Raw genomic sequence first — 26,363 nt, 5'->3', positions numbered from 1 at the left:
CCGTACTCAGTCCCCCGCCGCCCACGCCTGCGCAGCGGCCAGATCCGTCCCCGCGAACGGCCGGACCCGGGGGTGCACCAGGCGGTCGGCCGCCGCGGCGACCGTCGACGCCACCGGGGTGTCGCTGACCAGCGCGATCCTGCGGATCTTGGCGTGGTGCCCGACGACGAACTGCACGTGCCGGATCACGCTGCCCAGGCTCGTCCAGCCGGGGATCCGGCGGATGTGCAGCACCAGGCCGCGCAGCTCGCCGTGCTCGCGCGTCCACGGGTCGACCGTGGCCGCCAGCCGCTCGAAGTCCTCGATGCGCAGCGCCTGGTCCACCTCGGCGGTCACGACGCCGGTCTCGGCGTCCAGCGCGACCTCCACCCGGGCCTCGGCGGGCAGCGCCGCGAGCCACTGCGCCGCCTCCTCCCGCCCACCCGCCGGGAACACCTTCATGGGGAACGGCACCACGAAGGCGGCCCACTCGGTCGCCGTGCGGAGGGCGGTCCTGTCCGTGACGACCGCGACCCCGTCGTAGGCGCCGACCGTGCCGAGCCCCAGGCCGATGTCGTCCAGGACCGCGGCCGGGGTGAGCCCCTCGAAGTCGGCCTGGATCTCGATCAGGCAGCGCAGCCGCCCGTCCGCCTCGCGGGCCCGCTGGACCATCGGCCCGATGACCTTCTCGTAGTCCTCGACCGTCAGCCTGCCCCCGACCCGCAGCCCGAAGACCCCGTGCGGCAGTCCGACCAGTTCCTCGATCATGCGTCCTCCTCGTCGACTCGTGGTCGGGACCATCGTCCGGCGCGCGGCCGGGACCGTCCCAGGGGTCGGAAGGCCCCGTCGTCGCGCCGAAGTCCCCCCGACCGCGCCCGGGCCGAACGGCCGGTGGGGTCCGGCCCGTCGCCCCTGCCCGCGGGTCGCGCGGGGGGCGAGCCTGCGAGCGCCGGACACGTCGGAAGGAGCCGCCATGCTCAGCGTTCCCCGCACCCCCACGGTGCGTCGCTCCGGACGGGGCCCGCGATGACGGCGTCGGCGGAGACCCGGACCGTGGCCGCGGGCCGGGTGGACCTGCGGGCCGTCGCGGTCTTCCTCACCGTGACGTTCGGTGCGTCGTGGCTGATCGCGAGCCCGCTGTGGTTCAGCGGCCGCGGCCTCGCCACCCCCGGCGCGACGCTGCTGCTCGGCGCGATGATGGTCAGCCCGAGTCTCGGGGTGCTCGCGGTCCGGCTGACCGTGCAGCGCGGGCGCAGGCTCACCGAAGGGACCGGGCTGGGCGGCACCGGGTTCCGCCGGTGGTGGCGATGGGGGCTGCTCGGCTGGCTCGCGCCCCTTCCGCTCGCGCTGCTCGCGCTCGGGCTCGCCACCGCCGTCGGCGTCTACCACCCGGACCTCGCACACCTGTCCGGCCTGACGGCGGCCCTCGGCCCGCTCCCGGTCTCCCCGTGGGTGCTCGTGGCCGCCCAGCTCGCGCAGGTCCTGGTCGTCGGCTGGGTCGACGTGATCCCCGCCCTGGGCGAGGAATGGGGGTGGCGGGGCTGGCTGCTGCCCGAGCTGCTGCCCTGGGGTGAGTGGCCCGCGATGGTCGTGATCGGGGTCGTCTGGGGTCTGTGGCACGCCCCGGTCCTGCTGCTCGGGTACAACTACCCGCTGGAGGGCCCGGCGGTGCGGCTGCTGCTGATGGTCGCCTTCTGCGTCGTCCTGTCGGTGCTGTTCGGGTGGTTGCGGCTGCGGTCGGAGAGCGTGTGGCCCGCCGCGATCGCGCACGGGTTCCTCAACGCCGCGGCCGGGTCGGCACTGCTGTTCTCGACCGCCGGGCAGCCCGTCGACAACGCCACGACGGGGCTGCTCGGCTGGACGGGCTGGCTGGTCCTGGCCGCGGCGTTCCTGGGTGTGACCGCGGTCGTCCGGCACGCGCGGTGACAGGGTCGTCCTCCCCCCGTGGTTCGGGTCCTGCGGCGGCCGGGGTGCGGCCCTTCCGCCCTACGGGCGGCGCCCGCGGCGGAGCAGGCTCGGCCCCGTCAGGAGAGGAGGTGGAGATCATGAGGCTCGACTGGAAGGACGCAGCGGCGACGATGCTCGTCGCGGCGGTCGTCGTGCCGTACGTCGGCTACCTGGTGCGGGGGGAGATGCCCTTCATCCAGGACCCGCGCGGCATGGCGGCGACCGGGCTGGTGCTCGGGTTCGCCGCGGCGGCGCTCGCGTTCCGGCAGTGGTTCGCGCCCGGTCCGATGCAGCGCACGGCGCTGCTGGCGGGCGCGGCCACGCTGGGGCTCGGTGTCGCGGCGCTGTGGACGGAGAACGAGATCCTGCTGGCCACGTTCCTCGGCGGAATCGTGGTGACGTGGGCTCTCGGTGAGCTCATCCACGTCCGGGCGCACCCGAAGGCGCATCCCACGCCGACGGGGCCCACGGCGGCCGGACACGCCTGACACCCGGCGGGGCCACGGCCTTCCGGGCCGTGGCCCCGCCCTCGTCCCCCACCCGACCCGGAGGTCGTCGTGTCCTCGACGGACTGGGCGGCGCGGACCGGCACGGTCCTCGGCGCCGTCATGATCGGCGGGGCGGCGCTCAACGCCGCGCTGCTCGCCACCCGCCCCGCGATGTACCAGGCGCTCGGCGACTGGATGAACGGGCCGGAGGTGCTGCAGCGGCTCTGGACCGCCACGATGGGCGCCCATCCGCTCGTGTGGGTGCCGGTCGTCGGCATCGGCTACGAGCTCGCGGTCGGCCTGCTCGCGATCGCCCGCAGTCCCCGGCGCAGGCTCGCCGGGCTGGTCGGCATCGCCGCGTTCCACATCGGACTGCTCGTCATGGGCCTGTGGTGGTGGGCCGTGCCGGTCCTCGCCGTGGTCGTCGCCGCGATCGTGAGCACCTGGCGCGGCCTGCAGGTCGGGATCGCCCGATGACCGCGCCGCAGACCGAGGTCCGGCCGGTCGCCCGCCGCCTGCCCGTCGCCCCGCTCACCGGGCTCGCGGCGGGCCTCGCCGCGGTGCACGCCGCACTACTGCTCGTCCTGCACGGTCGGGGCGCGCCGGTGCCGTTCACCACGTCGCGCGGCGAGGAGGTGCTGCTCACCGGCAGCGGCGTGGACGCGCACGACACGGTGTTCACCGCGGCCGGGAACCTCGGGGTCGCCGTGGTGACGCTGGTCGTCGCCGCGCTCGTCCCGCTCGCGCTCCGCAGCGCCCTGGCGGGCTCGACCCGGGCCGTGCTGTTGCTCCTCGGGCTGCTCGGCTACCTGTTCTACGCCTCCGCGACCACCGCCTTCGGCTCGGCCTACGGGCCGCTGTTCCTGCTCGAGGTGGCCGTCCTGGCCGCGGCACTGCCCGCCTTCGTGCTGGCCGCCGCCGCCGTCTCCCGCTCCGCGCGGGTCGCGACCGTGGACGGGCGGGGCTACCCGCGCCGTCCCCTCGGGATCTTCCTGCTCGCGGCCGCCGCGGTGACCGCCGTGGTCTGGGCGACCCCGCTGGTGGGCTCGCTGGTCACCGGCACGGCCCCGCCCACCCTGGGCCCCGCGACCACGATGGTGACCGACGTGCTCGACCTCGCCGTCATCGTCCCGGCCACGCTCGTCGGGGGGCTGCTGGTCCTGCGGCGCAGCCCGCTGGGCCCGGTGGTCGCGGCGCCCCTGCTGGCGCTGATCACCGCGCTGCTGCCCGCCATCGTGCTGAGCACGCTGTTCCAGGTCGGCGCCGGGATCCGTTTCGGACCGGCGGAGGTCGCGGGCCCCATCGGCGGGTTCCTGCTGCTCGGCCTCGTGGGGGCCGTCCTGCTCTCGCGGCTGCTCGCCGCGGCGCCCGCGACGCGATGAGGGTCGCGGTCCCGAGCGCGAGCAGCGCCAGGACCTCGAGCACCCGGACCACCTCCACCGGAGGCTCCACGTGTCCGTCGCACCGAGGATGACGGGGCGCGTCCGTCCATGATCAGGGTCGAACGGCAGTGCCGGACCGGGCCCGGGGCCGGGGCGTGCGGCCCTGGTCCGGCCCGCGCGCCGCGACCGACGCTGCCCTCCGTGTCCTCCTCCCGGCGTCGGTGGGTGGTCGGCTTCGTGCTGACGCTCCTGCTCGCCTACGGCGTCGCCGCCCTCGTGCCGGACGTGCGCGAGGCCGTGGTCGGGGTCGGGGGCGTGGGACCGCTCGCCCTGCTCGGGGCCGTCGCGCTGGAGGCGGTCTCGCTGGTCTGTGCCGCGATGATGTCCCACGCGCTACTGCCCGCCCGGTCGCTGTCCCGCTGGACCATCCTGCGCATCGACCTGACCGGCTACGGAGCGAGCCACGTGCTCCCGGGCGGCACGGCGACCGCCGCCGCCCTGCGCCTGCGGCTGCTGGAGGAGCACGGCGTCCGCGCCGCCGACGGGCTCTACCTGGCCACGGTCGAGGCCACCGCCGCCCCGCTGGTGCTCGCCGGGATCCTCGCGCTCGCGCTCGTCGGCACGCTGCACGACTCGCTCAGCGCGGTCGAGGTGTCCGCCGCCGTGGTGACGGTCTCGATCGCCGCGACGGTCGTGGTGCTGGCGGTGCTGGCCCGCAGCGGGGAGCGGGTCGACCGGGTCGTCACCCGGGCGTTGCGCCCGCTCCGGCGGCTCGACGGCGCCCGGGTCGGCGCCCAGGCCCGGGTGATCGCCGAGCACCTCGCCACCCTCCCCCACCGCCCGCGGCTGCTCGCGGCGCTGGTGGCGTGGTCGGCGGGCAACTGGCTGCTCGACGCGGCCGCCCTCTGGCTCGTCGTGACCGCCGCCGGGTTCCGGCCCGGGATCGGCGAGCTGCTGGTCGCCTACGGCCTGACCTGGCTGCTGGCGGTCATCCCGCTGACCCCGGGCGGGATCGGCGTGGTCGAGGGCGTGCTGATCCCCTCGCTGATCGCGCTCGGCTGCCCGGCCGCGGTCGCCGTCGGCGGGGTGCTGGCGTGGCGGGTGGTGAACTTCTGGCTGCCGATCCCGGTCGCCGGGCTCACCTGGCTGTCGCTGCGCCGGGGAGCCGCGGGCCGAGTCAGTCCTGCGGGGCCCCGGCCGGACGCGGCTGCGGGGCGTACTGGACGCTCCCCCACGCGGCGCGCGCGCCGCTGTCCCCGATCCGCACGACCTGGACCGCAGCGGCACCTGCGAGGAGGACGGTGAGGACCGCGAGGACCGCGAGCGAGACCCGGGCCGCAGGCGCGCCGACGCGCGGGGCGCGGGCGGTGCCGGGACCGTCGGCGCGGGCGGGGCCGTGGGCTGCCGGGGCGAGGGCGCCTGCGGGGGCGCGGCGCCACCGCTCCACCAGGACCAGGCCGAGCACCGTCACCAGCAGCGGGCCGACGAACACCAGCAGCTGGTCGCCGAGCTCGGCGTGGGCGGCGAGCGCCGCGGTGCGGGGCAGCTGGTGCTCGAGCCCCTCCCCCGTGCTCGTCGCGATCGGGACGGACACCGCGGCCAGCGCGGTCAGGACGAGGACCGGCCACCCCCAGCGCCGCCGCGCGGCAGGCCAGAGGGCGACGGCGAGCGCGCCGAGGACCGCGGCGGGGACCAGGACCACCACCGCGTGCACGACGAGCGGGTGTAGCGGGAGGCCGGAGAGGAACGTGGGCACGGGGTTGATCGTCGCGACGGATTCTCAGAGCTTCCTTGGCGGTGCCCGTCGAGCGACCCCGCCGCCCGACCCCCGCCGACGGCCCTCCGGCCCGCCGCGAGGGGGCCTTCGCCCCTGCCGATCCGACGCCCGTGGCCGCACGGTGGCGATATGACCACCACACTGCACCCCGTCGCCGTCCAGCTCGGCGAGGGGATCGACCCCGCCCTCGTCCACTACGCCCAGGTCGCGTTCGGCCGCGTGCCGGAGGCCCAGGCGCCGACCCACCTGCGCGTCATCACCGACCACGACCCGACCAACCCGCGCCCCATCCGGGCCCGGATGATGCTGCCCGGCGACCGTTCGGTCTCGATCAGCGCGGCGACCCCGCGCGAGGCGGTCGACGAGCTCGTCGAACAGCTGCTCGCCACCACCTCCGCCGCCTGACCCGGCTCCGCCGCCGAAGGGACCTTGGTCCCGTCGACCGTCACCGAGGGTCCCGAGGACCCGCGCCCCTCGGCCCTCGTGACGGACCCCGCCCGGCGGCGACCCTGATCATCGACCGGAACCGCCGGTGGCCAGGGAGGGCCGCATGAACCTCGATCTCGCACGGTGGCAGTTCGCCGTCACCACCGTGTACCACTTCCTGTTCGTCCCGCTGACGATCGGCCTGTCCTTCCTCGTCGCCGGGATGCAGACGGCCTGGGTCCGCACGCGCGACGACCGCTACCTGCGGATGACGAAGTTCTGGGGCAAGCTGTTTCTGATCAACTTCGCCATCGGCGTGGTCACCGGGATCGTGCAGGAGTTCCAGTTCGGGATGAACTGGAGCGACTACAGCCGCTTCGTCGGCGACATCTTCGGCGCCCCGCTCGCCATCGAGGGCCTGCTCGCCTTCTTCCTCGAGTCCACGTTCCTCGGACTGTGGATCTTCGGCTGGGACCGGCTCCCGAAGAGGGTGCACCTGGCCTGCATCTGGCTGGCCTCGATCGGCACCCTCCTCTCGGCCTACTTCATCCTCGCCGCGAACTCCTGGATGCAGCACCCGGTCGGCTCGGTCGTCAACGACGCCGCAGGGCGCGCCGAGCTGAAGGACTTCGGTGCCGTCCTCACCAACTCGACGGCCGTCGGCGCGTTCGCGCACACCATCACCGCCTGCTTCGTGACCGCCGGGGTGTTCGTGCTCGCCATCAGCGCCTGGCACCTGCGCCGCGCAGATCGGCCCGGCACCCACACCGAGGTGTTCCGGCCCTCCATCCGGATCGCGCTGGTCACGCTGCTGATCGGCAGCCTGGGCGTCGTCGTCAGCGGCGACATGCAGGCCCGGCTGATGACCCAGCAGCAGCCCATGAAGATGGCCGCCGCGGAGGCGCTCTACGACACCGTCACGCCCGCCTCGTTCTCGCTGTTCACCGTCGGCTCGCTCGACGGGTCGCAGGAGGTCTGGAGCCTGCGGGTGCCGCGGGTGCTGTCGTTCATGGCCACCGGCTCGTTCGACGGGACCGTCGAGGGCATCAACGACCTGCAGGCCCGCAGCGAGCAGACCTACGGGCCCGGCGACTACACCCCGAACATCCCCACCACCTACTGGACCTTCCGGTTCATGATCGGGTTCGGGGCGCTGGCCGGGCTGCTCTCGGTGATCGGGCTCTGGTTCACGCGCAGGCGCGCGACGAAGCCCATCCCGCGCTGGTTCCTCACCACCTCGGTGGTCGCGCTGTTCCTGCCGTTCGCGGCCAACAGCCTGGGCTGGATCTTCACCGAGATGGGCCGCCAGCCCTGGCTGGTGTTCGGCATGCTGCGCACCGCCGACGGCGTCTCGCCCGCGGTCTCCGCGACCTCGGTGTGGATCTCGCTGATCGTGTTCACCCTGCTCTACGGCGCGCTCGCCGTCGTCGAGGTCGGCCTGATGCTGCGCTACGTCAAGGCCGGACCGCCCCCGCCCGCCGAGGTGGAGCCCGCGCGCGAGCCCGCCCCCCGTCCGTCGATCAGCTACTAGGAGCACCGGCCATGGAGCTCACCACCCTCTGGTTCCTGCTCATCGCCCTGCTGTGGACGGGCTACTTCGTCCTCGAGGGCTTCGACTTCGGCGTCGGGATGCTGCTGCCCGTCGTCTCCCGCGACGAGACCGACCGGCGCGTCGCGCTCGGCACCATCGGCCCGGTCTGGGACGGCAACGAGGTCTGGCTGCTCGTCGCGGGCGGTGCGACGTTCGCGGCCTTCCCCGAGTGGTACGCCTCGCTGTTCTCCGGCTTCTACCTTGCCCTGCTCGTGCTGCTGGTCGCGCTGATCCTGCGCGGGATGGCGCTGGAGTACCGCGGCAAGATCGACGACGACCGGTGGCGCCGCCGCTGGGACGCCGCGATCGTCGGCGGGTCGTTCGTGCCCGCGCTGCTGTGGGGCGTCGCGTTCGCCAACATCGTGCGCGGGGTGCCGCTCGACGCCGACCACGAGTACACCGGGACGCTGTTCACCCTGCTGAACCCGTTCGCGCTGCTCGGCGGGGCCACCACGGTGCTGCTGTTCGCCCTGCACGGTGCGGTCTTCCTCGCGCTGAAGACGACGGGCGAGGTCCGCACCCGGGCGATCGGCGTCGCGAAGATCGCCGGCCCGCTGCTCATCGTGGCCGGTGGCGGGTTCCTGGCCTGGGCCGTGCTCGCCTACGGCCCACTGTGGACGCTGGTGCCCGCCGGGGTCGCCGCCGTCGCGCTGGTCGTCGGGACCCTGCTGGCGGCCCGCGGCCGCGAGGGCTGGGCGTTCCTGTCCACCGCGGGGGCGATCGTCGCCATCGTGGTGACGCTGTTCGGCACGCTGTTCCCGGACGTCCTGCCCGCCACCGACCCGGCGAACAGCCTCACCACGACCAACGCCTCCTCGACCGCGTACACGCTCACGATCATGACCTGGGTCGCGGTCGCCGTGACGCCGATCGTGCTGGCCTACCAGGCGTGGACGTTCTGGGTGTTCCGCAGGCGGCTCACCCGCGACGACATGACCGGCGAGGCAGGGCTGCCGGTGCGCGCGGGGGCCCACGCGCGATGAAGCCCCTCGATCCACGCCTGCTCCGCCAGGCGTCCGCCGCACGCCGCTTCGTCCTGCTCGGACTGGGCGTCGCCGTGGCCGCCGCCGCGCTGGTGATGGTCCAGGCCGACCTGCTGTCCCGGGTGGTCGCAGAGGGGTTCCTCGGCGGCGTCCGGCTCGACGTGCTCGGACCGGTGCTGGGGCTGCTGCTCGCGGCCGTCGCCGGTCGGGCGGGGCTGGCGTGGATCGCGGAGGTGGCCGCGCACCGCGCGTCCGCCGACGTCGTGCGCGAGCTGCGCGGCCGCATCGTCGCGCACGTGCTGCGCCTCGGCCCCCGCCGCGAGGACCTGCCCCCGCGCGGCGAGCTCGCCACCCTCACCGCCCGCGGGCTCGACGACCTGGAGGGCTACTTCGGCCGCTACCTGCCCGCGCTGCTGGTCGCGGCCGTGGTGCCCGCGATGCTCGGGGTCCGGATCCTCACCGCGGACTGGGTGTCGGCGGTGATCGTCGGGCTGACGGTGCCGCTGGTGCCGGTGTTCGCGGTCCTCGTCGGCCTGCACACCGAGCGCTCCACCGCCCGGCAGTGGCGCACCCTCGCGGTGCTGGGCCACCACTTCCTCGACCTGGTCGCGGGCCTGGACGTGCTGGTCGCGTTCGGCCGGACCCGGCACCAGACCTCGGGCCTGCGCACGCTGGCCGAGGCCTACCGGCGGGCCACGATGCGCACCCTGCGGGTGGCGTTCCTGTCCTCGCTGGTGCTCGAGCTGGTCGCCACCCTGTCGGTCGCCCTGGTCGCGGTCTCGATCGGCCTGCGACTGGTCGACGGCAGCCTCGACCTCGGCACCGGGCTGCTCGTGCTGCTGCTGGCCCCGGAGGTCTACCTGCCGCTGCGCGCGGTGGGCGCCCGCTTCCACGACGCCGCCGCGGGCACCGCCGCGGCGGGCACCGCGCTCGACCTGCTCGACACCCCCGCACCGGAGTCCGGCCGGTCGGGCGCGCCGGACCCCGCCACCCATCCCGTGCGGCTGCGCGGCGTCCGGGTCGACGGTCGGCTCGCCCCGCTGTACCTCGACCTGGCCCCGCGCACGGTCGTCGGGATCACCGGGCCCAGCGGCTGCGGCAAGTCGACGCTGCTCGACGTGCTGGCCGGCCTGCGGGCCCCCGACGGCGGCACGGTCGCCGTCGGCGACACCGACCTCGCCGACGTCGAGCCGACCTGGTGGCGCCGCCGGGTCGCCTGGGTGCCGCAGCGCCCGGTGCTGACCGGGGACACGGTCCGCGGGGCGATCGCCCTCGCCACTCCCGACGCCGACCCGGAGGCCGTGGCCCGCGCGGCCCGGCTGGCCTGCCTCGACGTCCCGCTCGACACCCCGCTCGGCGAGGACGGGGACGGGCTGTCCACCGGGCAGCGCCGCCGGGTCGCGCTCGCCAGGGCGATCCTCGCCGACCGTCCGCTGCTGCTGCTCGACGAGCCCACCGAGGGCGTCGACGCGGACACCGAGGCCGCGATCGGTGCGTCACTCGAGGAGATCGCGACGGGCCGCACCGTGCTCGTCGTGAGCCACCGGTCGGACGTGCTCGGCCGCTGCGACCGCGTGGTCGCGCTGTCGGCGTCCGACCGCACCGAGCTGCCGGAGGAGTGTGGGGGGGTCTCACCTCCGGCAGGGGACGGCCGGCCCGCGCGGGCGAGTCGCGGGCCGGACCGTCCCACCCGACACCCGGCTGCGGCGGCACCGTCCCCCCGCCCGTCGCAGCCGGGCCCGCGCCGCGCCCTCGCCTGGGTGTGGCAGGCGGCCCGCGCGCAGCGGTCCCGGCTGGTCCTGGCCGTGCTGCTGGCCGCCGCGGCGCTGGGCTCGGGGGTGGCGCTGACCGCCACCTCGGCCTGGCTGATCTCCACCGCGGCCCTGCAGCCGCCGGTGCTGACCCTGATGGTCGCGATCGTCGCGGTCCGGGCGTTCGGGCTGGGCAAGGGCGTGTTCCGCTACGCCGAGCGCCTGGTCTCGCACGACGCCGCGCTGCGCGTCGGCAGCGGCCTGCGCGTCCGGATCTGGGGCGACCTCGTCCGGCTCGGACCCGCCGCCACCGCGCGACACCGCCGCGGAGACCTGCTCACCCGGCTCGTCGCGGACACCGACGCCCCGCAGGACCTGCTGGTCCGGGTGCTGCTCCCGGCGTGCGCGGCGCTGCTGGTGGGCGGGGCCGCCGTGCTCATATTCCTCCTGCTGCTGCCCGCCGCCGGGCTCGTACTCGCGGCCGGGCTGCTGGTCGCCGGGGTCGGCGCGCCCGCGGTCGCGGCAGCGGCGGCGCACCACAGTGAACGCCGGACCGCCGCACTGCGCGGCGAGGTCGCCTCGCGCACCGTCGCGCTGCTCGACGCGGCCGCGGACCTGCTGGTCTTCGGCGCGGCGGACCGCCACCGCCGCGGGCTCGCGAGCATCGACGACCGGCTCGCGGCGGCCCGCCGCCGGGCCGCGACGGCGACCGGGGCGGGGACCGCGCTGGCCGTTCTCGCGATCGGCGCGACGACGGTGGCCTGCACCGCGCTCGGCCTGGTCGCCTTCGCCGACGGCCGGATCGCGGGGCCCGTGATCGCGGTGCTCGCGCTGACCCCGCTCGCGCTGGCCGAGGTCGTCGCGGGGCTGCCGGAGGCCGCCGTCCGGCTGCTGTCGATCGTGCCCGCGGCCGAGCGGCTGCGGGACCTGGAGACCCTCGAGCCCGCCGTCGTCGATCCCGAGCACGCCCCGGACGCGGCCCCGCCGGTCGCGCTCGACGCCCGCGGGCTCGCGCTGCGCTGGCCCGGGTCGGACGCCGACGCCGTCTCCGGGCTGGATCTCGACCTGGGGGCGGGGCAGCGGATCGCGCTGGTCGGGCCCTCGGGCAGCGGCAAGTCCACGGCGGTGGCCGCGCTGCTGCGCACGCTCTCGCCGCGGGCGGGCACGCTGCGCGCCGACGGCACGGACGTGCGGGCGCTGCGCGGCGAGCAGGTCCGCGAGGGCATCGCCTGGTGCGGGTCGTGGACCCACCTGTTCGACGGATCGCTGCGCGCCAACCTCGCCCTCGCCGCGCCGGACGCGTGCGACGACGAGCTCGTCGACACCCTGCGCCGGGCGCGGCTCGGGGACTGGTTCGCGGGCCTGCCCGCGGGCCTCGACACCCCCGTCGGCAGGCACGGCGGCGCCGTGTCCGGCGGGGAGCGCCAGCGGCTCGGGATCGCCCGGGCGCTGCTCGCCGAGCGCCCGATCCTGGTGCTGGACGAGCCCACCGCCCATCTCGACGACGCGACCGCCGCCGAGCTGGCCACCGAGATCCTGGCCGCGACGGCGGACCGGACCGCGCTCGTCGTCACCCACCGGCCGGACCAGACGCCCGGGCTCACCCGGGTGGAGGTGGGTCGCGAGCTCGTCGGGAGCGGGGGGTGAGCGTCGAGCACCCGGTTGTGAGGCGGATGCGCGAGCACCGCGCGGCCGACGCGCAGCTGCGGGCCGCGGACGCGATCACGCGCTTCGCGGGCTCGATGTGGTTCGTCTACCTGCACGTCGGGGTGTTCGCGGGCTGGATGCTCCTCGCCGAGCGGAGCCCGTGGCCCACGCTGACGCTGGTGGTGTCGCTGGAGGCGATCTTCCTGTCCACCTTCGTCATGATCGGGCAGAACCGGGCCTCGGCGTTCCAGCAGGCCAAGGCCGACCACGACTTCCTGGAGCAGGAGGTCGAGCTCAAGACCAACACCCAGCTCACCCGCGAGATCCACCTGCTCACCACCGAGCTGCACCGGCGGGTCGTCGAGGAGGGGGCGGCGCCGCGATGAGGTGGTCGCGCTGGTTCGCGCTGGTCACCGCCGGGGAGTTCCTCGGGTTCGTGGCGCCCGCGGCGGTCGGGGCGCTCTCGACGTCCTGGCCGATGGCGGCCACCGCCCCCGCCCTGCTCGCCGCCGGGGCCGTCGAGGGGTCCGCGCTCGGCTGGGCCCAGGCCCGCGCGTTCGCGCTGCCCGGCCTGCCGGTCGCGCGGTTCGTCCTCGCGACGGCGGCGGGTGCGGTCGCGGCGTACGCGCCGGCCCTGGTGCCGATGGCGCGGGAGGGCCGGGTGCCGCTGCCCCTGCTGGTCGTCGGCGGGCTGGTCCTGCTCCTGACCATCGGCACGGCGCAGTGGCTCGTGCTGCGGAGCGTCGTGCCCCACTGCGGCTGGTGGGTGGCCACCACCGCGGGCGCCTGGATGGCCGGGCTGCTCGCGTTCACCGCCGTGGCGCCGCCGCTGTGGCAGCCGGGTCAGCCGCTCTGGCTGCGGGTCGCGATCGGGGTGCTGGGCGGGCTGGTCATGGCGGCCGTGGTGGCCGCGCTGACCGGGCTCGCCGCGGTCCGGGTCAGTCGGCGAGCAGCTCCGCGGCCAGTGCGCGGGTGAGACCGCCGATCTCGTCCCGGATCGGCCGGACCACCTCGGTCCCGCGGCCCGCCGCACGATGATGGTGAACAGCAGCCCGTAGAGCGCGAACGGCCCCATCCGGGGGAGGAACCGCTGCTCGTACCGGGTGCGCCCCGGCGCGCGCTCCCCGATGCGGCGGGTGAGGTACCCGGCGACGAGCCCGAGCGCCATCGCGGCGAGGATCCGGACCGGCAGGAACCGGTCCAGCGTGGAGAGACGCGGGGCCGCGGTGACGGTCATGCTCGCACACGCACGCCTCGCCGCCCTCGTGTGACGCGATCTTGACGAACCTCGAATCGAGGCGCAACCTCTGTCTCGACATCCATCGAAACAAGGAGTGGTCATGTCTCGAGTCCAGCTGGCTCTGCGGGTCGCCGACCTGGAGGGGTCGATCGACTTCTACCGGTCGCTGTTCGGCGTGGAGCCCGCCAAGCGGCGCCCCGGGTATGCCAACTTCGCCATCGCCGAGCCGCCGCTCAAGCTGGTGCTGATCGAGGGCGCCCCCGACGAGCCGACCGTGATGGACCACCTCGGTGTCGAGGTGGAGACCACCGACGAGGTCCACGCCGCCACCGGTCGGCTGTCCGAGCTCGGCCTGTTCACGCGGGTCGAGGACGACACCACCTGCTGCTACGCCGTGCAGGACAAGGTCTGGGTGCACGGCCCGGGCCGGGAGCCGTGGGAGGTCTACACCGTCAAGGCGGACGCGCCCGACGCCACGTCGGTCCATCCGGTGGGGGTCTCCCCCACCGCGTCGTGCGAGTGCGGGGCACCCGCGGGCCTCACCGAGGAGACGGCCTGCTGCGGATGACCGCGGACACCGGTGCGGGTGCGGCGCGACGGTCGCGCCCCACCCGCACCGGACGCGGTCAGCGGGCGGCGACGGCGGGCTGCCGGGTCGGGCGGGCGCCGACCGCGACGAGGACCACGCCGATCACCAGCAGGCCGAGGCCCACGCCGAGCATCGCCGCGGCCGTGACGCGCAGGACCGGGACCTGGGCCCCCACCTGGACCTCGGCCTGGACGGGGGCGGATCCGTCGGCGTTCATGACGACCGCCGTCCAGGTCCCCGGAGCGGGCGTCCAGGTGACGGTCTGCGTGCCCGGGCCGGACGCGGACACGGTCCAGAAGGCCTGGGCGGCGGGCGGTGTCGCCGGTGCCCCACCGGCCACGTCGACGATGCCGGCCGGGACCGCGCCGTTCGCGCGCCAGACGCCTGCCGCGACGCCGCCGAGGTAGCCGGCGACGCTCGACGACGGCGCGATGCCGACGAACACGTCCCGGCCGCCGACGGCCCGCGCCTGCAGGGTGACGTCGCCGAGCAGCTGCGCGACGAGGTCGGGGTCCTGCGGGCTCTCGATCACCAGCGGGTCGGTCCGCAGCGCGTGACCCGCGGTGGCGGCCGAGCCGATGCCCGAGGCGATGAAGCCCGCAGCGTCTCGCCCCGCCCGGTCCACGGCCATGCCGGTGATCCCGACGGCGACCATGCCGAGGGCGAACGCGGTGAGCAGCGCGCCGATCACGATCGTCACCGACCGTCCCGCGCTGGGCGGCGGCACCGCGACCGCCTGCTCGGGGGCGGCCGGGGGGCGGGGCGGGGCCGCGGTGGGCCTGCTCATGACAGTCGCGCCGACCCCGGCACGCGGCCCGGCGGCGGCGGGCACGGTGCCCGGGGCCTCGGACCGCGGGGGCTCGGCGGCCTCCCCGGGCCCGCCGGTGTCGGTGGGCGGGAGCGGCGGCAGGGGCTCCTCGCCGCCCTGGTCCAGCCGGAACGGCGGGTAGACGTCCGTCATCAGCGAGGTGTAGGCGATCACCCGCAGGACCCAGCGGTCCAGGCCCACGGCCAGGTCGAACAGACCGCGCGGGTAGCGCCCGGTGAACAGCATCGCGACGACCGCGAACAGCACGAGCACCAGGATCAGGCCGCCGTCGAAGGCCGAGGAGGTGAGGCCGTCGACCCGGTCGACGACCGTGCTGCCCGCACCGAGCAGGAACGCCAGGACCACGTACTGCGGGATCGCCAGCAGCCACCACTTGACCAGCACGAGGCCGCGCGAGAGCCGCTCCGGGTAGTCGACGTCCAGCCGCGCCGGGTAGTCCGGCACGTCGGCGAGGGTGAACGGCGGGTAGCGGTCGGTGGCGCCCGCGGCGTAGCCGTAGAACACGACCCGCCAGCCCCAGCGGAGCACGCCGACGTTGAAGCCGAAGATCGCGCGCGGGTAGCGGCCGGTCACCAGGATCGCGAAGAACGCGACGACGGTCAGCACCGTGAAGGCCACGCCGAGGGCGGCGAGCACGATCAGGTGCGGGATGAGCAGGAGCCATTTGACGAGCCACAGGCCGCGCGAGACCCCGGGATCGAGGCGGCCGGTGACCCGCACCGGATGTGGAGTGTTCGTCATGGCCGCCACCGTCTCGTCGGCGCGGACCGGTCGGGCAGGGCCGCCGGGCCCGCCGCGGGGGGCCGGAGGACCCGCTGCGGGGGCGGACGGGGGCGAAGGTCCCGGTCCGGCGTGCCGTCCGGCGCGTCCGGCGCGGACCAGGGGCTCTGCCCCCTCGGTCGCCGGGCGCGCAGGCTCGACCCCGTGCCGCGGGCGGGCCGCGGCCGACCGGGCAGCCGACGAGGGAGCCGACGATGACCACCACCCAGAACCCGCACTCCGACGTGCTCGTGGTGCACGCCTCCAAGAGCGGCGGGACCGCGGGCATCGCCACGACCGTCGCCGAGGAGCTCCGCGCGCACGGGCTGACCGTCGACGTCGCCACGGCCGCGGACGCCGCGGCCGACGGGGTCACCCTGGCCGGGTACCGCGCCGTCGTGCTCGGCAGCGCGATCTACTCGCGTCGCTGGCGACCGGAGGCGATGCGCTTCCTGCGCAGGCACCGGGTCATGCTGCGCGCCCGCCGGGTGTGGCTGTTCCAGTCCGGGCCCTGCGGGCCGGAGGCCGCGCACGACGCCGAGCACGGCGCCCACGAGCCCCGGGCGGTGGCGGAGCTGCGCGAGGATCTCGACATGGCGCCCCCGATGACCTTCGGCGGGGTCCTCGACCCCGCCACCGCCCGCGGGTTCCTGGCGCGGCGGATGGCCCGCGGTCCGCTGGCGGGCGACTTCCGCGACATGGACCGCGTCCGGGCGTGGGCCCGCGACATCGCCGTCCAGGTACGACAGCTCAGCCGGGCGGGCTGAGATGGCCCGCGACCTGCGCCACGCCGTCGAGCTCGCGCTCCAGGCGCCGTCGGTGCACAACACCCAGCCCTGGCTGTTCCGGCTGAGCGCGGACGAGGTCGAGCTGCACGCCGACCCCGCCCGCCACCTGGCGGGCACCGACCCGGACCACCGCGACCTGCTGATCAGCTGCGGGGCGGTGCTGCATCACCTGGTCGTGGCCGCGGCCGGGCTGGGCATCGCACTGGAGGTCGAGCGCCTGCCCGACCCGGAGCGGCGCCACCACCTCGCCACCGCCCGGATGGTCGGCGGGCCGCCGGACCGCACCGAGGCCGCCCTGTTCGGCCAGCTCGGCAGGCGGCGGACCGACCGGCGGCAGTACGCCGCGGAGCCCGTGCCGCCCGCCCGGATCGCCTCGCTCGTCGCCCGGGCGGCGGCGTTCGGGGTCGGGCTGGTCCCCGCGACCGATCCCGGTGTGCTGGCCCGCATGCACGACGTCCTGTCCGACGCGGCCACCCGGCAGCGGCACGAACCCGGCTACCTCGCCGAGCTGCTGATCTGGACCCACCGCTACGCGGGCACCCGCGACGGTGTGCCTGCCGCGGCGGTGCCCGCCCGCCCCGGCGAGCCCGCGCTGACCCGGTTCCCGGCGGGCAGGCTCACCGGGCGGCAGGCCTTCGGGCCCGACGGCGGGCTCCTGCTCGTCCTGACGACCGCCCGCGACGACCGCATCGACCGGCTCGCCGCGGGCGAGGCGGCCAGCGCGGTGCTACTCGGCGCGACCCGCGTCGGCCTCGCGACGGCCCCGCTCAGCCAGGCGGTCGAGCAGCCGCAGACCCGGGAGCGGCTGCGCCGTGCGCTCGGGATGGCCGACCACCCGCAGCTCGTCGTCCGGATCGGGACCCCGCCGCTCGGGTCGGCGCCGCTGCCCGCGACTCCCCGCCGCTCACTGGAGGCCGTGCTCCTCCGGCGGTGAACCCGGGACCTCCGGCCCTACCGGCCCGGGACCTCCGAACGGTCCCGGGGCTGGTCAGGACGTCCTATCGTGGGGGCACCCGACGACGAAGGAGATCCCCGTGACGATCTCGGTGTTCCTGCTCGACGATCACGAGATCGTCCGCCGCGGCATCGCCCAGCTGCTCGAGACCGAGGACGACATCCAGATCGTCGGCGAGGCCGGGACGGCCGCGCAGGCCCTGGCCCGCATCCCCGCGGCGCGCCCGGACGTCGCCATCCTCGACGTCCGGCTGCCCGACGGCGAGGGCGTCTCGGTCTGCCGGGACGTCCGGTCCTCGATGGACCCCGCCCCGGCCTGCCTCATGCTCACCTCCTTCTCCGACGACGAGGCCCTGTTCGGCGCGATCCTCGCCGGCGCCTCGGGCTACCTGCTCAAGCAGGTCGCCGGGACGGACCTGGTCGGGGCCGTGCGCACCGTCGCGGCGGGCGGCTCGCTGCTCGACCCGAAGGCGACCGCGCTGGTCCTCGACCGGCTCCGACACGGCCGCCAGGAGCCCGAGGACCCCCGCTACGAGTCGCTGAGCCCGCAGGAGCGCCGCATCCTCGAGCTCATCGCGGACGGGCTGACCAACCGGCAGATCGGCCAGGAGCTCTACCTCGCCGAGAAGACCGTCAAGAACTACGTGTCCTCGCTGCTGCACAAGCTCGGGTTCGCCCGCCGCACCGAGGCCGCGGTCTACGCGACCCAGCGCCGTCGCACGAGCCGCTGACGGTGAGCGACCACTTCCGCCACGGGCGGCTCTCGTACCTGCAGCTGCCCGCCGTCGACGTGGACGCCTCGCGGGCGTTCTACGTCGGTGTCCTGGGGTGGGTGGCGGAGGGTGCGGGGTTCGAGGCCCCCGAGCTGATCGGGCAGTGGGTGACCGACCGGCCGGTGTCCGCGGACGGCGGGCCGATGCTGTGGCTGGCCGTCGACCACCTCGACGACGTGCTGGACGCCGTCCCGGCCCACGGCGGCACAGTCGAGCGACCCCCCTACCCGGACGGCGGCGAGCGGTGGCTCGCCGAGGTGCGGGACCCGGCGGGGACCCCCCTCGGCCTGGTCGCGCGGGCGGACCGCCCGCGGCGGGCCTGACGGCGGTCAGGCCGCCTCCGGCAGCGGGATCCGCCAGGTCAGGCGGGTGCCGCCTGCGGGTCGCCTGCGGACGTCGAGCTGTCCCTCGAGCTCCTCGGCCCGGTCGGCGAGGTTGCGCAGCCCGCTGCGGGCGACGTCGTCCGGGATGCCGGTGCCGTCGTCCACGACCTGGAGCATCAGGTCCGCGCCCACCTCGACGGTGACGGTGACGCTCCGCCCGCCGGAGTGCCGCACGGCGTTGCTGACGGCCTCCCGGGTGGCGGCGACGACGTGCGGCACGAGCTCGGCGGGGACCAGCGTGTCCACCGCGCCCGAGGTCCTCAGCGAGGCCGTCAGGCCCGAGTCCGCAGCCAGCTCGGTGACCGTGTCCAGCAGGGCGCGGCGCAGGCCCTGCTCCCCCTGCTCGGCGGTGTGCAGGTCGAAGATCGAGGTGCGGATCTCGCGGACGGTCTCGTCCAGCTCCTCGACGGCGTGGGCGATGCGGTCCTGCACGTCCGGCTGGGTCGAGCGGCGCATCGTGCTCTGCAGCTGCAGGCCCGTCGCGAACAGCCGCTGGATGACGACGTCGTGCAGGTCGCGGGCGATCCGGTCGCGGTCGGCCAGGACGTCCAGCTGGCGTTGGGCGCGGCTCTTCTCCGCCAGCTCGAGTGCCAGCGCGGCCTGCTGGGCGAAGGAGAGGACGAGCGGTACCTCGGCGGGCTGGAAGAGGTCGGCGCCCACGCCGCGGACCGCGATCAGCACCCCGATGATCCGTTCCGCGGACCGCATCGGGACGGCGGCGGTGGGGCCCAGCCCGTCGCCGTCCCAGGTTCCCGAGACGAGCGTGCCCGGCGCGTCGGCGAGCACCGGGCCCCGGCTGTCCGCGAGCTCCAGCAGCGCCTCACCCGGTTCGATGCCGTCCGGCGACAGCTCCGGGACGGCGCCCTCGGCGGCACCGAGTCGGTAGCGGCCCTCCTCGTCGGGGCCGAGCAGCACCACCGCCGCGGCCGACCGGGTCAGCTCCCGCGTGCGCACCGCGACCAGCTCCAGGACCTCCTCCTCCGCCGCCCCGGCCAGGACGTCCGTCCGGACCTCGGCCTGCGCCTCCAGCCACTGCTGGCGCTGCCTGCTCTGCTCGAACAGGTCGGCGTTCTGCACCGCGATGCCCGCCGCCGCCGCGAGCGCCTGCAGGACCACCTCGTCATCCGCGGTGAACTCACCGCCGCCGAGCTTCTCGGTCAGGTAGAGGTTGCCGTACACGGCCTCCCGGACCCGGACCGGCACACCCACGAAGCTGTGCATCGGCGGATGGTTCGGCGGGAAGCCGACGGACGCCGGGTGCGCGGTGAGGTCGGCGAGCCGCAGCGGCTCCGGTTCGACGATGAGCTGCCCGAGCAGGCCCTTGCCGGTCGGCGGGCGGCCCATCGTCTCGCGCTGCCCGGGATGCAGGCCGACCTCGATGAACCGGGCGATCGACCCGTCCGCCGCCAGCACGCCGAGCGCGCCGTAGCGGGCGTCGACGAGGTCCACAGCGGACTGCACGATGCGCCGCAGGGTCGTCTCCAGCTCCAGGCCCGCGGCCACGGCGAGCACGGCGTCGAGCAGGCTCTGCATCCGGTCGCGGCCCGCGGCGATCTGGCCGAGGCGGTCCTGGACCTCGTCGAGCAGCTCCTGGAGCCGCAACCCGGACAGCACCCCGGATACGGGGGATCCCGCGCGCTCCGGGTCCATGGTCCCCACCTCCCGATCGCCGCACCGCATCACCCGCACCGCATCACCGCAGCGCCGCATCATCACACCGCGTCGGCACGGTCCCCGAACGGGCCGAACACCCCGTCCCGACGGGACCTTCGACGCTATCCGGTGCCTGCCGCCGTCAGCAGCCTGGAGTCGTGCCCGGGACGACCGGGCGACACGGGCGGCGATGGTGGGCAGTGATGATCGAGACGATGGGGACCCTCGGGTTGACCGGCTCCGGCCTCCAGGACGTGCTGACGGCGGCGGCGCTGGCGCCGTCCCTGCACAACACCCAGCCGTGGTCCTTCCAGGTCTCCGAGCACGGCATCGAGCTGCACGCCGACCCGGGCAGGCAGCTGCCGGTCGCCGACCCGACGGGCCGCGAGCTGCGGATCGCCTGCGGGGCGGCGCTGTTCAACCTGCGGCTGGCGCTGCTGGGCCAGGGCGTGAAGCCGCTGGTGACCGTGCTTCCCGAGCCCGCGCGCCCGGACCTCGTCGCGGTCGTGCGCCGCGGCGGGAGCCGCCGGGCCTCACCCGAGCAGCGCAGGCTGCTCGATGCGGTCCCGCGCAGGCACACCAACCGCAAGCCCTTCAGCGACAGCGAGATCCCCGCGGACGCGCTGCACGCGCTGCGCCGGGCGGCCCTCGACGAGGGTGCCTGGCTGCACCTGGTGACCGATCCCCGGCACCGGACCGAGCTGGCCGACCTCGCCCGCAGCGCGCACGAGATCCAGCTGGCCGACCCGGCGTTCATCGCCGAGCTCGAACGCTGGACCGGGCACGGCGAACCGCGGCCCGACGGGGTGCCCGCCACGGCGGGCGGCCCCCTCCCCCGGCCCAACGCCACATGGGTGATGCGGGACTTCACCCGCGGCACCGGCAGGCCGGACCCCGGGTTCGAGGCCGAGCCCCTGATCGCCGTGCTCACCGTGCACTCCGACGGCGCCCGCGAGGAGATCCGGGCGGGCGAGGCGCTGGAGCGGGTGTTGTTGACGGCCACCGTCCACGGTCTCTCGGCCTCGTTCCTGTCCCAGCTGGTCGAGGTCCCGGACGTCCGGCAGACGCTGAGCCGGATGCTCGGCGGCCTCCGGCCCCCGCAGGTCGTGCTGCGCCTCGGCCACGGCTGGCCCGTCCCCGGCACCCCCCGCCGCCCCTACTCCGACCTCATCCGGACCGATCTCCAGGAGGAACGATGACCACGCCGTTGTCCACCACGGCGCACCGCCCCGATCCGCGGGACACGGCCGCCGGGGTGACCGTGGCCGTCGACGGCACGGAGGCGGGCCTGCGCGCCACCCGCTGGGCCGCCCACGAGGCGGTCCTGCGCCACGCCGAGCTGACCCTGCTGCACGCCGCCCCCTACGCGACGAGCCCGACCGGATCGCTGCACGAGCACGCCGCCCGCATCCTGGCGCGGGCGTACACCGTGGCCCGGCAGACCGAGCCCGAGGTCCACGCCCACACCGAGATCGTGGCGCTCGACCCGCGGGCGGCCCTGGTCGACGCCTCCCGACACGCGGCGCTGCTGGTGCTCGGGATCGCGAGCACGGGGGCACCGGCCGAGGCCTTCATCGGGTCGGTCGCGCTCGACGTCGCGGGGCGGGTCGGCTGCCCGCTCGCCGTCGTGCACCGGGGTGGGAACCCCTCCGGTCCGGTGGTGGCCGCGATCCGCGACGTCGCGACGGACGCGGGGGTGCTCCTGCAGGCCCGCGACGCCGCCGCCCGCACCGGGGCCGTGCTCGAGGTCGTGCACGCGTCCGGATCGGCCCGCGAGGGTGCCGAGACCCGGGACGCGGTGGAGGCCCGGCTGCGGCGCTGGGGCACGGTGCCCTACTCGGTGCACCTGACGCAGGGTCGCGCGCTGGAGGCGGTCATCGCCCGCTCCCAGCACGCCCGGCTGCTGGTGGTGGGGCCCGCGGAGCCCCGCAGGCACCTGCTCGGGTCGGTGGCCCGCGGAGCGCTGCGGGTCGCGGACTGCCCCGTCCTGATCGCCGCCGAGCCGAGTGCCCCCGCCCCGGCCGCCGACCCGCAGGACCGGGCCGAGCTGTGGTGAGCCCGGCGGCCAGCGCGGTGCGGGAGACCCACGTCGGGGTGGTGGTGCTGACCGGGGAGCGCGCGCTGAAGACCAAGAAACCGGTCCGGACCGCGTTCTGCGACTTCTCCACGCCCGCGCTGCGGCGGGAGGCGATCGAGCGCGAGCTGTGGCTCAACACCCGGCTCGCCCCGGACGTCTACCTCGGCACCGCCGAGCTGACCGGCGCCGGGTGCGCCGAGCCGGTCCTGGTGATGCGCCGGATGCCGGAGGACGCCCGGCTGTCCACCCTGGTCCGCCAGGGCGTCGACCTGACCGAACCGCTCCGCGAGATCGCCCGCCGGATGGCCGCCTTCCACACCACCGCCGCGCGTACCCCCGTGATCACCGCCGAGGGCTCGCGGGACGCGCTGGCCGGCCGGTGGCACCGCAACCTCGACGAGCTCGCGCCCTTCCGCGACGCCCCGCTCCCCGGGGCCGACCTCGACCGGGTCCGGGAGCTCGCCGACTCCTTCCTCGCCGGGCGCGGCCCGCTGTTCGCGCGCCGCGCTGCCGAGAGCCGGATCGTCGACGGGCACGGCGACCTGCTCGCCGACGACGTGTTCTGCCTGCCCGACGGCCCCCGCATCCTCGACTGCCTCGACTTCGACGACCGGCTCCGCTTCGTCGACGCGCTCGACGACGTGTGCTTCCTGGCGATGGACCTCGAGCGGCTCGGCGCCCCCGAGGCCGCCGAGCAGCAGCTCGACGACTACTGCGAGTTCTCCGCCGACCCGGCCCCGATGACGCTGCGACACCACTACATCGCCTACCGCGCCGTGGTGCGCGCCAAGGTCGGCTGCCTGCGCCTCGCCCAGACCGGCGACCCGCACGACGCGGAGAACGCCCGCAGCCACCTCGCCCTCGCCCTGGACCACCTCCGCCACGGCGAGCCCCGGCTCGGTCTGGTCGGCGGACTGCCCGGCACCGGGAAGTCCACACTGGCCGGGGACCTCACCGACCTGACCGGGGCGGTGCTGCTGTCCAGCGACCGGGTGCGCAAGGAGCAGGCCGGGGTGACCCCGACCGATCCCGCGGGCGCCCCCTTCGGCGGCGGGCTCTACGACGCCGAGCACACCGCCGCCGTCTACACCGAGCTCCTCGAGCGGGCTGAGCTGCTGCTGGGCCAGGGCGAGTCGGTCGTGCTGGACGCCTCGTGGACCGACGCGGGGTGGCGCGAGCGGGCCGCGGACGTCGCCGAGCGGGCCTCGGCGCGGCTGCTCCGGTTCGTGTGCACCGCGCCGGTCGAGGAGCTGGCTCGCCGGATCATGACCCGGCGCACCCCGATCTCCGACGCCACCCCGGGGATCGCCCTCGCGATGGCCGAGGTGGCGGCCCCGTGGCCGGAGGCGGTCGAGATCGCCACCACCGAGCTGCCCTCGGCGTGCGCCGTGCGGGCCCAGCAGGTCTGGGACGGTGCGTGATGCGCGCTCGGATCGGCATCGACGGGATGGACCGCACCGGCAGACAGCTGCTGCGCACGCTCGTCGACCGGGACGACCACGACGTCCAGGTCGTCGCCGTCCGCGACGACGCCCCCGCCGCCCTGCTCGCCGAGCGGCTGCGCCACGACTCGACGCACGGCTGCTGGGACCACCGGATCGAGGTCGTCGGCGAGCACCTCGGCATCGACGACGCCACCGTCCGGGTGCTGCACGACGAGAACCCCCACTGGGCCGCCGCGGACGTCGAGATCGTGGTCGCGACCGGACGCCCGGTCGAGACCGCGGCGCTGCTCGGCCAGGGGGTCGAGGTCGTGGTCCTGGGTGGGCCCGCGGCGGCCGACCTCACCGTCGTCCCGGGCCTGAACGAGGACGACTACGACGCCACCCGGCACCGGGTGCTGGCGGTGCCGTCCGCCGCGGCGGTGTGCGCGGCGGCCGTGCTGGAGCCGCTGGACCGGGCGTTCGGGGTGGTCTCGGCCATGGTGACCTCGGTGGAGGGGAGGCACTCGCCGGTCACCGATCCGGGCGACCCGCGGCTGCTGCGCGATCTCGCGGTCAACCTCGTGCCCACCGCCAGCGCGGTCGGGACGGAGGTGGGGACCCTGCTGCCCGCGTTGGAGGGCCGGGTGGTCGGCTCCGCGCTCCGAGTGCCGGTCGTCGACACCGCGCTGGTCGAGGTGACCGTGCGGCTGCCCGCCCCGGCGACGGCCGGGCAGGTCCGGCGGGTGCTGCGCACCGCGGCCGAAGGTCCGGGCAAGGGCTTGCTGACCTGCACGAACGAGCCGATGGTGTCCCGGGACGTGCTGGGCGCGGCCGAGTCCTGCCGCGCCGACCTGGGCGCGGTCCGGGCCGGGGGCGAGCTGGTGAGCGTCTACGGCTGGTACGACCCCGAGGTGGGGCACCTGCACCGGATCGCGGACCTCCTCGGGATGGTCGCGCGGCTGCTGCCCGGCCGCTGAGCGGGCGTCCGGACCGGGCGGTCGGGGCGGACCCGGCCGCCCGCGTCGTCGCGCCCGCTCCGTTCAGTCCCGGAGATCAGGCCCGGCGATCAGTCCCGGCGAGGTACCGGGTCGCCGACGACGAGCACCGCGACCGTGCGCCCGCAGACCGCCGCGCCGGGGCCCGTCAGCCGCCGACGCAGGACCGCCGGGTCGGCGGGGGCCGCGAGAACCGCGGCGTGCAGCCCGGCCGCACCCGCGGTCAGCACCACCGCCTGGATCGCCTGCCCGGCCTGCACCTCGACCCAGGGCGACTCCCCCGGGACGTCGAGCAGCACGGTGACGGACTCGCCCACCGGCTCGCGGTCCGTGCGCCAGTGCGGCCCGAGGGTGGCACCCGGTCGCAGCTCGACGACTCCCAGCCAGGCACCCTCGGCCTCGGCGGCCCGCCGCACGTGCGGGACCACCGCCCGGGGGCGGAGCCGGACGGTCGGGTGCGGGCCGTGCCGGAGGACGGCGTAGGCGGCGCGCTCGGCGGGGCGCGGCGCGGCGGCGACGCCCGGCCGGACGACGGCGATCAGCCCGGGCGTGCCCGGGGTCGTCACGACGGCCCTGCGGCCGTGCGCGGCGAGCGCGATCCGGGCGGCGTACAGGGCGGCCCCACCGGCGGTCCGGGCCAGCCGGGCCGGCGGTTCCGCGGCCTGCGACCAGCGCCTCGCGACGGTCCGCAGCGCGACACCGTCCTCGACCTGGGTGGTGAACCAGCCGGGTGCCCCCTCCGGCGCGACGGCCGCCCTCGCCGCCTCGGTGACGAGCGGCAGGACGCCCTGGGGCGTCATCGGTTCCGCGGTCATACCCCGAGTCTGCGCACCCTCGCGAGGCGAGGGCAGGGGTCCAAGGACCCGCAGGTCGGGGTCGGGTGTCGGGGTCCAGCGGCCCTGCCCGAGGAGGCCGTGGCGGAGCCATCCTCGAGACCGGGACGATCCGAGGAGCCGACCATGATCTACGACCCGCTGCCGCGCCCGGCACCGCCGGAGACCCTCGACGACCAGCCCCCCGTGCGGGCGCTCATGTCGAGGAGGGTGGTGGCGATCGTGCCGACCGCGCCGCTGAGCACGGCCCTGCAGCTGATGGTCGCCGAGGGCGTCCGGCACCTGCCCGTCATGGAGGACGGCCGCTGCACGGGAATGGTCACCGAGACCGACGTCCTGCGCGGGCTGGCCGCCCGCCGCGGCCCCTGGGGCACGGCGGACCTCCGGGTGCTCGACGTCGTGCGCACCGCGCCCGCGGTCGTCGAGTCCACCCCGGTGGGAGCGGCGGCCACCGTGATGCTCCAGGAGCGGACGGACGCCGTGCTGGTCGTGGGTGCGGACGGCGGCATCGCGGGCATCGTCACCGCGACGGACCTCGTTCACGCACTCGCCCGCGGCTGAGCGGCGCCCTGCCCGGGCGTCAGGCCCCGACGTCAGCCCAGGTCGCGGCGGCGCAGAGCCGCCAACCCCGCGGCCCCCAGCGCGACGCCGCCCCCCAGCACCGCCCCCCAGGCCACGGGATCGAGCGACCCGCCGGGCAGCTGCGGGAGGTGGGTGAACGGGGAGAGGCCGAGGGTCCAGCGCGGGGCGTCGAGCAGGGGGCCGGGCCCAGCTCGGCGAGCAGGATCGTGCCCGCGACCAGCGTCCAGGAGACCGGGGCGAGCGCCGCGGACAGCCCGTGGAGGAGCACGGCGACCCCGGCCGCGACCACGACCACGACCGCGGGCGTCCGGGCGAGCGCGGCGAGGACCGGGCCCGCGACGTCGGACCCGCGGGCCAGACCGGCGGCCGCCCCGGCAGAGCGAGCACCAGCACCCCGCCGAGCACCGCCACCGCGACCTGGGATGTCGCCCAGCGGAGCCGGGACAGCGGGGTCGCGAGCAGGACGTCGAGCCGCCCGGAGCGCTCGTCGGCGGGCCTCCGGAGCACCCCGGC

At 76.0% G+C, this 26,363-nt stretch carries 26 protein-coding genes and 2 pseudogenes; 21 read left to right on the top strand and 7 right to left on the bottom strand.

The features are described 5' to 3' along the window. Positions 1 to 6 precede the first annotated feature (6 nt). Positions 7 to 747: a SpoIIAA family protein gene (locus ABD993_RS08710; protein ID WP_345414533.1), complete on the bottom strand. Its 741-nt coding sequence runs from the start codon at positions 745 to 747 to the stop codon at positions 7 to 9. A 258-nt stretch (positions 748 to 1,005) separates the two neighbouring features. Between ABD993_RS08710 and ABD993_RS08705 the strand changes: the two genes are divergently transcribed. The 5 genes and pseudogenes from ABD993_RS08705 to ABD993_RS08685 form a co-directional block, all read left to right on the top strand. Beyond that, the gene (locus ABD993_RS08705; protein ID WP_345414532.1) at positions 1,006 to 1,905 is read left to right on the top strand and encodes a CPBP family intramembrane glutamic endopeptidase; all 900 of its coding nucleotides are present in this window, start codon (positions 1,006 to 1,008) and stop codon (positions 1,903 to 1,905) included. Between the two features lie 119 nt (positions 1,906 to 2,024). Beyond that, positions 2,025 to 2,414 (top strand): hypothetical protein, encoded by a 390-nt coding sequence (locus ABD993_RS08700; RefSeq protein ID WP_345414530.1) that lies wholly within the window; start codon positions 2,025 to 2,027, stop codon positions 2,412 to 2,414. Between the two features lie 69 nt (positions 2,415 to 2,483). Further along, positions 2,484 to 2,891 (top strand): hypothetical protein, encoded by a 408-nt coding sequence (locus ABD993_RS08695; RefSeq protein ID WP_345414528.1) that lies wholly within the window; start codon positions 2,484 to 2,486, stop codon positions 2,889 to 2,891. Continuing rightward, complete coding sequence (locus tag ABD993_RS08690; protein ID WP_345414527.1) at positions 2,888 to 3,796, top strand: hypothetical protein; 909 nt, start codon at positions 2,888 to 2,890, stop codon at positions 3,794 to 3,796. Before ABD993_RS08695 ends, ABD993_RS08690 begins: the two co-directional genes overlap by 4 nt. 108 nt (positions 3,797 to 3,904) lie before the next feature. After that, positions 3,905 to 4,912 (top strand): annotated as a pseudogene (locus ABD993_RS08685) (lysylphosphatidylglycerol synthase transmembrane domain-containing protein); the annotation flags it as partial. 61 nt (positions 4,913 to 4,973) lie between these two features. Here the strand turns inward: ABD993_RS08685 and ABD993_RS08680 are convergent. Beyond that, complete coding sequence (locus tag ABD993_RS08680; RefSeq protein ID WP_345414525.1) at positions 4,974 to 5,552, bottom strand: DUF2231 domain-containing protein; 579 nt, start codon at positions 5,550 to 5,552, stop codon at positions 4,974 to 4,976. Between the two features lie 150 nt (positions 5,553 to 5,702). On the opposite strand from ABD993_RS08680, the gene ABD993_RS08675 reads away from it, so the two are divergent. From ABD993_RS08675 to ABD993_RS08650, 6 genes are all read left to right on the top strand, one after another. Further along, positions 5,703 to 5,978, top strand: coding sequence for a hypothetical protein (locus ABD993_RS08675; protein WP_345414523.1), 276 nt, complete (start codon positions 5,703 to 5,705; stop codon positions 5,976 to 5,978). 145 nt (positions 5,979 to 6,123) lie between these two features. Continuing rightward, the gene (locus ABD993_RS08670; RefSeq protein WP_345414521.1) at positions 6,124 to 7,530 is read left to right on the top strand and encodes a cytochrome ubiquinol oxidase subunit I; all 1,407 of its coding nucleotides are present in this window, start codon (positions 6,124 to 6,126) and stop codon (positions 7,528 to 7,530) included. An 11-nt stretch (positions 7,531 to 7,541) separates the two neighbouring features. Continuing rightward, positions 7,542 to 8,573 carry a cytochrome d ubiquinol oxidase subunit II gene (gene cydB, locus ABD993_RS08665; protein WP_345414520.1) on the top strand — a complete coding sequence of 344 codons (1,032 nt, stop codon included), beginning with the start codon at positions 7,542 to 7,544 and terminating at the stop codon, positions 8,571 to 8,573. Next, on the top strand, positions 8,570 to 11,971 hold the full coding sequence (gene cydD / locus ABD993_RS08660) for a thiol reductant ABC exporter subunit CydD (protein ID WP_345414518.1): 3,402 nt from the start codon (positions 8,570 to 8,572) through the stop codon (positions 11,969 to 11,971). The genes cydB and cydD overlap by 4 nt, the downstream gene beginning before the upstream one ends. Further along, the gene (locus tag ABD993_RS08655) at positions 11,968 to 12,357 is read left to right on the top strand and encodes a DUF1003 domain-containing protein (RefSeq protein WP_345414516.1); all 390 of its coding nucleotides are present in this window, start codon (positions 11,968 to 11,970) and stop codon (positions 12,355 to 12,357) included. Before cydD ends, ABD993_RS08655 begins: the two co-directional genes overlap by 4 nt. Continuing rightward, positions 12,354 to 12,947, top strand: coding sequence for a hypothetical protein (locus tag ABD993_RS08650; protein ID WP_345414514.1), 594 nt, complete (start codon positions 12,354 to 12,356; stop codon positions 12,945 to 12,947). The genes ABD993_RS08655 and ABD993_RS08650 overlap by 4 nt, the downstream gene beginning before the upstream one ends. 54 nt (positions 12,948 to 13,001) lie before the next feature. Here the strand turns inward: ABD993_RS08650 and ABD993_RS08645 are convergent. Next, a pseudogene (locus ABD993_RS08645) lies at positions 13,002 to 13,130 on the bottom strand (ACR3 family arsenite efflux transporter); the annotation flags it as partial. Positions 13,131 to 13,311: 181 nt separating this feature from the next. On the opposite strand from ABD993_RS08645, the gene ABD993_RS08640 reads away from it, so the two are divergent. Beyond that, positions 13,312 to 13,779 (top strand): ArsI/CadI family heavy metal resistance metalloenzyme, encoded by a 468-nt coding sequence (locus ABD993_RS08640; RefSeq protein ID WP_345414513.1) that lies wholly within the window; start codon positions 13,312 to 13,314, stop codon positions 13,777 to 13,779. A gap of 58 nt (positions 13,780 to 13,837) precedes the next feature. Here ABD993_RS08640 and ABD993_RS08635 read toward each other — a convergent pair whose 3' ends face one another. Further along, on the bottom strand, positions 13,838 to 15,370 hold the full coding sequence (locus ABD993_RS08635; RefSeq protein WP_345414511.1) for a DUF4389 domain-containing protein: 1,533 nt from the start codon (positions 15,368 to 15,370) through the stop codon (positions 13,838 to 13,840). Positions 15,371 to 15,603: 233 nt separating this feature from the next. Here ABD993_RS08635 and ABD993_RS08630 point away from each other — a divergent pair, with 233 nt between their 5' ends. The 4 genes from ABD993_RS08630 to ABD993_RS08615 all read left to right on the top strand — a co-directional run bounded on the left by ABD993_RS08630 (position 15,604) and on the right by ABD993_RS08615 (position 18,226). Then, positions 15,604 to 16,155: a flavodoxin domain-containing protein gene (locus ABD993_RS08630; protein ID WP_345414509.1), complete on the top strand. Its 552-nt coding sequence runs from the start codon at positions 15,604 to 15,606 to the stop codon at positions 16,153 to 16,155. Position 16,156: 1 nt separating this feature from the next. Next, positions 16,157 to 17,110 (top strand): Acg family FMN-binding oxidoreductase, encoded by a 954-nt coding sequence (locus ABD993_RS08625; protein ID WP_345414507.1) that lies wholly within the window; start codon positions 16,157 to 16,159, stop codon positions 17,108 to 17,110. Between the two features lie 100 nt (positions 17,111 to 17,210). Next, positions 17,211 to 17,861 carry a response regulator gene (locus tag ABD993_RS08620; protein WP_345414505.1) on the top strand — a complete coding sequence of 217 codons (651 nt, stop codon included), beginning with the start codon at positions 17,211 to 17,213 and terminating at the stop codon, positions 17,859 to 17,861. A gap of 2 nt (positions 17,862 to 17,863) precedes the next feature. Further along, complete coding sequence (locus tag ABD993_RS08615; protein ID WP_345414503.1) at positions 17,864 to 18,226, top strand: VOC family protein; 363 nt, start codon at positions 17,864 to 17,866, stop codon at positions 18,224 to 18,226. Positions 18,227 to 18,232: 6 nt separating this feature from the next. On the opposite strand, the gene ABD993_RS08610 is transcribed toward ABD993_RS08615, so the two are convergent. Then, positions 18,233 to 19,936 carry a sensor histidine kinase gene (locus tag ABD993_RS08610; RefSeq protein ID WP_345414501.1) on the bottom strand — a complete coding sequence of 568 codons (1,704 nt, stop codon included), beginning with the start codon at positions 19,934 to 19,936 and terminating at the stop codon, positions 18,233 to 18,235. Between the two features lie 206 nt (positions 19,937 to 20,142). Between ABD993_RS08610 and ABD993_RS08605 the strand changes: the two genes are divergently transcribed. From ABD993_RS08605 to ABD993_RS08590, 4 genes are read left to right on the top strand one after another with little or no spacing between them, the layout of a single operon-like run. Beyond that, positions 20,143 to 21,138 carry an Acg family FMN-binding oxidoreductase gene (locus ABD993_RS08605; RefSeq protein WP_345414499.1) on the top strand — a complete coding sequence of 332 codons (996 nt, stop codon included), beginning with the start codon at positions 20,143 to 20,145 and terminating at the stop codon, positions 21,136 to 21,138. Beyond that, positions 21,135 to 21,995: a universal stress protein gene (locus tag ABD993_RS08600; RefSeq protein WP_345414497.1), complete on the top strand. Its 861-nt coding sequence runs from the start codon at positions 21,135 to 21,137 to the stop codon at positions 21,993 to 21,995. The genes ABD993_RS08605 and ABD993_RS08600 overlap by 4 nt, the downstream gene beginning before the upstream one ends. Beyond that, complete coding sequence (locus ABD993_RS08595) at positions 21,992 to 23,437, top strand: bifunctional aminoglycoside phosphotransferase/ATP-binding protein (protein ID WP_345414495.1); 1,446 nt, start codon at positions 21,992 to 21,994, stop codon at positions 23,435 to 23,437. Before ABD993_RS08600 ends, ABD993_RS08595 begins: the two co-directional genes overlap by 4 nt. Next, positions 23,437 to 24,417: a glyceraldehyde 3-phosphate dehydrogenase NAD-binding domain-containing protein gene (locus tag ABD993_RS08590; RefSeq protein WP_345414493.1), complete on the top strand. Its 981-nt coding sequence runs from the start codon at positions 23,437 to 23,439 to the stop codon at positions 24,415 to 24,417. Before ABD993_RS08595 ends, ABD993_RS08590 begins: the two co-directional genes overlap by 1 nt. 89 nt (positions 24,418 to 24,506) lie before the next feature. Here ABD993_RS08590 and ABD993_RS08585 read toward each other — a convergent pair whose 3' ends face one another. Then, complete coding sequence (locus ABD993_RS08585) at positions 24,507 to 25,250, bottom strand: hypothetical protein (protein ID WP_345414491.1); 744 nt, start codon at positions 25,248 to 25,250, stop codon at positions 24,507 to 24,509. Between the two features lie 144 nt (positions 25,251 to 25,394). Between ABD993_RS08585 and ABD993_RS08580 the strand changes: the two genes are divergently transcribed. Next, positions 25,395 to 25,829 carry a CBS domain-containing protein gene (locus tag ABD993_RS08580; RefSeq protein WP_345414489.1) on the top strand — a complete coding sequence of 145 codons (435 nt, stop codon included), beginning with the start codon at positions 25,395 to 25,397 and terminating at the stop codon, positions 25,827 to 25,829. Between the two features lie 19 nt (positions 25,830 to 25,848). Here ABD993_RS08580 and ABD993_RS08575 read toward each other — a convergent pair whose 3' ends face one another. After that, positions 25,849 to 26,145 (bottom strand): hypothetical protein, encoded by a 297-nt coding sequence (locus ABD993_RS08575; protein ID WP_345414487.1) that lies wholly within the window; start codon positions 26,143 to 26,145, stop codon positions 25,849 to 25,851. Between the last annotated feature and the right edge of the window lie 218 nt (positions 26,146 to 26,363).

It is taken from the genome of Pseudonocardia xishanensis, assembly GCF_039541715.1.
In the GTDB taxonomy this organism is placed as follows: domain Bacteria; phylum Actinomycetota; class Actinomycetes; order Mycobacteriales; family Pseudonocardiaceae; genus Pseudonocardia; species Pseudonocardia xishanensis.
This window is presented reverse-complemented; position numbering and strand designations above follow the sequence as displayed.

What these genes read in the sequence shown, in the direction of transcription:
- ABD993_RS08630 (WP_345414509.1), top strand. Translation starts at nt 15,604, where the DNA reads ATGACCACCACCCAGAACCCGCACTCCGACGTGCTCGTGGTGCACGCC.
- ABD993_RS08610 (WP_345414501.1), bottom strand. Translation starts at nt 19,936, where the DNA reads ATGGACCCGGAGCGCGCGGGATCCCCCGTATCCGGGGTGCTGTCCGGG.
- ABD993_RS08580 (WP_345414489.1), top strand. Translation starts at nt 25,395, where the DNA reads ATGATCTACGACCCGCTGCCGCGCCCGGCACCGCCGGAGACCCTCGAC.
- ABD993_RS08700 (WP_345414530.1), top strand. Translation starts at nt 2,025, where the DNA reads ATGAGGCTCGACTGGAAGGACGCAGCGGCGACGATGCTCGTCGCGGCG.
- ABD993_RS08600 (WP_345414497.1), top strand. Translation starts at nt 21,135, where the DNA reads ATGACCACGCCGTTGTCCACCACGGCGCACCGCCCCGATCCGCGGGAC.
- ABD993_RS08690 (WP_345414527.1), top strand. Translation starts at nt 2,888, where the DNA reads ATGACCGCGCCGCAGACCGAGGTCCGGCCGGTCGCCCGCCGCCTGCCC.
- ABD993_RS08640 (WP_345414513.1), top strand. Translation starts at nt 13,312, where the DNA reads ATGTCTCGAGTCCAGCTGGCTCTGCGGGTCGCCGACCTGGAGGGGTCG.
- ABD993_RS08675 (WP_345414523.1), top strand. Translation starts at nt 5,703, where the DNA reads ATGACCACCACACTGCACCCCGTCGCCGTCCAGCTCGGCGAGGGGATC.
- ABD993_RS08625 (WP_345414507.1), top strand. Translation starts at nt 16,157, where the DNA reads ATGGCCCGCGACCTGCGCCACGCCGTCGAGCTCGCGCTCCAGGCGCCG.
- ABD993_RS08635 (WP_345414511.1), bottom strand. Translation starts at nt 15,370, where the DNA reads ATGACGAACACTCCACATCCGGTGCGGGTCACCGGCCGCCTCGATCCC.
- ABD993_RS08590 (WP_345414493.1), top strand. Translation starts at nt 23,437, where the DNA reads ATGCGCGCTCGGATCGGCATCGACGGGATGGACCGCACCGGCAGACAG.
- ABD993_RS08585 (WP_345414491.1), bottom strand. Translation starts at nt 25,250, where the DNA reads ATGACCGCGGAACCGATGACGCCCCAGGGCGTCCTGCCGCTCGTCACC.
- cydD (WP_345414518.1), top strand. Translation starts at nt 8,570, where the DNA reads ATGAAGCCCCTCGATCCACGCCTGCTCCGCCAGGCGTCCGCCGCACGC.
- ABD993_RS08670 (WP_345414521.1), top strand. Translation starts at nt 6,124, where the DNA reads ATGAACCTCGATCTCGCACGGTGGCAGTTCGCCGTCACCACCGTGTAC.
- ABD993_RS08605 (WP_345414499.1), top strand. Translation starts at nt 20,143, where the DNA reads ATGATCGAGACGATGGGGACCCTCGGGTTGACCGGCTCCGGCCTCCAG.
- ABD993_RS08705 (WP_345414532.1), top strand. Translation starts at nt 1,006, where the DNA reads ATGACGGCGTCGGCGGAGACCCGGACCGTGGCCGCGGGCCGGGTGGAC.
- cydB (WP_345414520.1), top strand. Translation starts at nt 7,542, where the DNA reads ATGGAGCTCACCACCCTCTGGTTCCTGCTCATCGCCCTGCTGTGGACG.
- ABD993_RS08710 (WP_345414533.1), bottom strand. Translation starts at nt 747, where the DNA reads ATGATCGAGGAACTGGTCGGACTGCCGCACGGGGTCTTCGGGCTGCGG.
- ABD993_RS08650 (WP_345414514.1), top strand. Translation starts at nt 12,354, where the DNA reads ATGAGGTGGTCGCGCTGGTTCGCGCTGGTCACCGCCGGGGAGTTCCTC.